The sequence below is a fragment of the Acinetobacter sp. KAM396 genome (assembly GCF_021602765.1).
In the GTDB taxonomy this organism is placed as follows: Bacteria; Pseudomonadota; Gammaproteobacteria; order Pseudomonadales; family Moraxellaceae; genus Acinetobacter; species Acinetobacter towneri_A.
In genome coordinates, this window is record NZ_BPPH01000067.1 from 1 (window position 1) to 3,874 (window position 3,874).

The window sequence follows — 3,874 nt, forward strand, 5'->3', positions numbered from 1 at the left end:
ATGAATTGAAATTCAAGGTACTATCTGCTATCGTGGTTTTCCCAAAGGGCGCACTTTACCATTGAAAAAAATCTTCGATTTTTATTCAATGGAAGTACGGCAGGGGATACCCCTACAACCCCGAAAAGCAAAGGCGTTAAGAGGCAAAAAGGATGAAAGACAATACTCACGAACATTTCATATTTTTATGCCCTAATTGTGGGCACGAATATGATTATAAATTTACAGATGAAGAAATAGAAATGGCGGCAGGAATGCCTATAGAAATCACAGCCGCACAGTGCGAAAAATGTAATACATGGGTTAAACCAGTGAGAAAAAATTAAGCATGGCAATCTTTCATTTTTCAGTCAAAGCGATAAGCCGAAGTGCAGGGCGTTCAGCCGTTGCATGTTCTGCCTATCGTTCGGGTGAAAAATTAGAAGACCATTATCAAGGTAAAATTCAGGACTACACCCAAAAAACAGGTGTGGAATCTAAAAAAATCTATGCACCTGAAAACACCAAAAAAGAATTATTAGACCGTCAAGAATTATGGAATACAGTTGAACAGGTTGAACGTAGAAAAGATGCAACCTTAGCAAGAGAGTTTGAAATTGCCTTTCCCCATGAGTTTAATGCAGAACAAAGACAAGACTTGCTCGATGAGCTATGTCAGGAAATTGTAGAAAAACATGGTGTGATCGTGGACGCATGTATCCATGCTCCACATACCAAAAGCGGAAGTGATGAAAGAAACTTCCATGCACACATCATGTTCACCAGTCGGCAGATTGACCCACAAACAGGCGACTTTGCCAAAAAGAAAAATCGAGACTTCAACAAAGAGCAATCCAGTGAAACCGTCAGCCACTGGAGAGAACACTTTGCAGAATTGACCAACCGCCATTTAGAAAAACATGGCTTTGCAGATCGTGTCGATCACCGTAGTTACAAAGATCAAGGTATAGACCTTGAAGCCACTCAACATGAGGGGCCACAAGTTACCCAACTTCGGAGACAAGGCATAGACACCGAAATCAGTCTATCCAATGATGCCATCCGTGAACGCAACCAATTTAGCCAACACATCAAAGGTTTAGATCAAGAGATACAAGCATCTGAACGACTGTTGAATAACTTGATTCAGACCAGGGAAAAATTAGACCAGGAACAACGTTCCCCTGAAGAATTAACCAAAATCGCATATAGCGTTATTTCGCAATATAACGATGCTGTAGCCACGGAAGCAAAAAACATAGCACTAACTACCCAAAAAACAGAAATCGAGCAAATAAACGCTGTTTTGGAGCAAATAGAGCTATCAAAAACCAATCTTGAACACCAAAAAGAACAATTAGGTAAAAGACCTATGTTTTTTGGTGGAAAATGGGATGCTGCGAATGCAGAAATTCAAACCCAATGGCAAGAATTGGACAGTCAGGAACGAGATTTAAAGACCAAAACCCCACGTTTAGAACCTGAACGCTATACAGATCGGGCAAAAGAGATCGTAAACAAAGCTAATCCGAACCTGAAAGCCAAACATGATCGAGCAAGACTTCACCTTGAACGTGAACAACAACGAAAGTTAGCCGAACAGGAAAGGCGGAAACAGGAAGCCAAGGCACAACAAGAACGAGAAAAACAGGCGTTTTTTGCACGTAAAGCCTTACGTGAGCAAGGAAAACATGACGAAGCCAATAAATTACTGGCTGAATCAAAAACACAAAGCCATAAGCCACGTTCACGCTAAAATTTAAATTTTCTTTTTTGGCGTTTATAAAATTATCTAAACAATACATGATCTTACAGAGCGAGTGTCTACGAGCGAACTAGCAATATTCGACCCTCGACCCTCTGAAAAACCGCTTTTAAATGACTTGAACCCTAGAAAATCTATATTTTCATGCCGAAACTAGCCCCTAGACCGAGCAAAGCGAGCAAAAAAGCTCTATGAGCGAAGCGAATTCATAGTTGGTTTTGCTTTTAGATTTCACAAACAGAATTAACCAAAAAACTGCCCCTCGAATCGAGCTTGCGAGATTCAATAGAGTTTGAGCGAAGCGAAAACCTAGGGCAGTTTTGACCACTCCCCTGCTCTTATGGGCTTTTATAAATAAAAAAGCTTTTAAATGCTTTTAGGTTGTCTGAATGCCTTATGTAGCAATTGTTTCAGGAATAATAAGACGAGGTTTACCTTGCAATAAGACGAGGTTTACCTTGCAAAAAAAATCATTTAAAGACGAGGTCTACCTTGCAAAAGACGAGTAACAATACTATATTCGTCTTAACGAGATAAAAATAGTGTTCGTCTAATGAAAGAATTAGTAGTAAAAGACAATGCTCTCATTAATGCGAGCTATAACCTAGACCTAGTGGAACAACGGTTAATACTTCTAGCGATAGTGGAAGCAAGGGAATCAGGAAAGGGGATTGATGCCAATGACCCTCTAACAGTTCATGCCGAGAGCTATATCAATCATTTCAGCGTACACCGCAATACAGCCTACCAAGCATTAAAGGATGCCTGCAAAGACCTATTTGCACGTCAATTTAGCTACCAAGAGCAACGCCCTAAAGGTGTCGCAAACATTACTAGCCGTTGGGTGTCACAAATTGCCTATGTCGACAACTCCGCAACAGTAGAGCTAATCTTTGCACCTGCTATCATTCCTTTAGTGACAAGGCTTGAGGAACAATTCACAAGCTACGAATTAAAACAGGTTAGTGGGTTGAGTAGTGCCTATGCCATACGCTTGTATGAGGTTCTGATTGCATGGCGTAGCACAGGAAAAACGCCAGTCATCGAATTATCAGACTTCCGCCAAAAGCTCGGCGTTCTTGAAACTGAATATAAGCGTATGTATGACTTTAAAAAATACGTTTTAGACCTAGCAATCAAACAGATCAATGAACATACGGACATAACGGTCAAAGTCGAACAGCACAAAAAAGGGCGTTCAGTAAGTGGATTTTCTTTTAAATTCAAACAAAAACAACAGCCAAAAATTGAAAAGCCAGTTGACCCGAAACGAGATCCAAATACCCCTGATTTCTTTATCCCTATGACCGATGCACAACGGCATTTATTCGCTCACAAGCTGTCTGAAATGCACGAAATGAGTGAGTATTCAGTAGGTACTGAATCATACGAAGACTTTGCAAAACGTATTGCTGATATGCTTTTAGAGCCTGAAAAATTCAGGACGTTTTACCCTCTATTGGTACAAGCAGGATTTAACTATTAGGATATTGAAATGACAGATAGACAGCAATTACTGGAAGCCTTTAGAAGTGCTAAAGGCATCGTAGATCATGAGTTTACTCAGGAAATAATTGATTCTTGCCAATCAAAGGATCAAGCAAGGCAGCAGCGCATCCTGAACGGTGAAACCACCTTCGAACAGGAAGATGCAGCACTCATGGAAGAATGGTACAAATTAAACTCGAAATAACTAACCAGCGTTAGAAACAGGTTGTAAACCGAATAACAATCTATCTCTATCTTCTGTTAAATAATCATTAAGATCAGCAAGAATTTTTGCCTTTTCTGAATCATCTTGCATTTTTTTTAACGCCAAAGAACCAAGCAAAATTTTACGTCTAGTATCTTCTTTTCGCTGTTGATCCGTTGCTTTCTTTTTTTCACGAGCCAAAACAGCTTGCTTCTGAGCTTTAAGCTGTTTCAAACGTTCTTCTTGTTTAGCAATTTGCTGTTCCAAAGATTCGACTTTCATTACAAATCCAATGCCTAAAAAAACCACAGTTAGCATAAGCGTACATGAATTGAAATTCAAGGTACTATCTGCTATCGTGGTTTTCCCAAAGGGCGCACTTTACCATTGAAAAAAATCTTCGATTTTTATTCAATGGAAGTACGGCAGGGGATACC

5 protein-coding genes are annotated in these 3,874 nt (G+C 39.9%); 4 read left to right on the forward strand and 1 reads right to left on the reverse strand.

The genetic code is table 11. From position 1 onward, the window contains the following. Nucleotides 1–152: 152 nt before the first annotated feature. The 4 genes from L6C30_RS14330 to L6C30_RS14345 all read left to right on the forward strand — a co-directional run bounded on the left by L6C30_RS14330 (nucleotide 153) and on the right by L6C30_RS14345 (nucleotide 3,437). The gene (locus L6C30_RS14330) at nucleotides 153–326 is read left to right on the forward strand and encodes a hypothetical protein (protein WP_005804953.1); all 174 of its coding nucleotides are present in this window, start codon (nucleotides 153–155) and stop codon (nucleotides 324–326) included. Nucleotides 327–328: 2 nt separating this feature from the next. Continuing rightward, nucleotides 329–1,735, forward strand: a complete 1,407-nt coding sequence (gene mobQ / locus L6C30_RS14335) for a MobQ family relaxase (RefSeq protein WP_236163323.1) — start codon at nucleotides 329–331, stop codon at nucleotides 1,733–1,735. Nucleotides 1,736–2,297: 562 nt separating this feature from the next. Continuing rightward, entirely contained in the window at nucleotides 2,298–3,230 is a 933-nt protein-coding gene (repM, locus tag L6C30_RS14340) for a replication initiation protein RepM (protein ID WP_005804956.1), read from the forward strand. 9 nt (nucleotides 3,231–3,239) lie between these two features. After that, complete coding sequence (locus L6C30_RS14345) at nucleotides 3,240–3,437, forward strand: hypothetical protein (protein WP_005804955.1); 198 nt, start codon at nucleotides 3,240–3,242, stop codon at nucleotides 3,435–3,437. Here L6C30_RS14345 and L6C30_RS14350 read toward each other — a convergent pair whose 3' ends face one another. Next, nucleotides 3,438–3,719 carry a hypothetical protein gene (locus L6C30_RS14350; RefSeq protein WP_025464223.1) on the reverse strand — a complete coding sequence of 94 codons (282 nt, stop codon included), beginning with the start codon at nucleotides 3,717–3,719 and terminating at the stop codon, nucleotides 3,438–3,440. Between the last annotated feature and the right edge of the window lie 155 nt (nucleotides 3,720–3,874).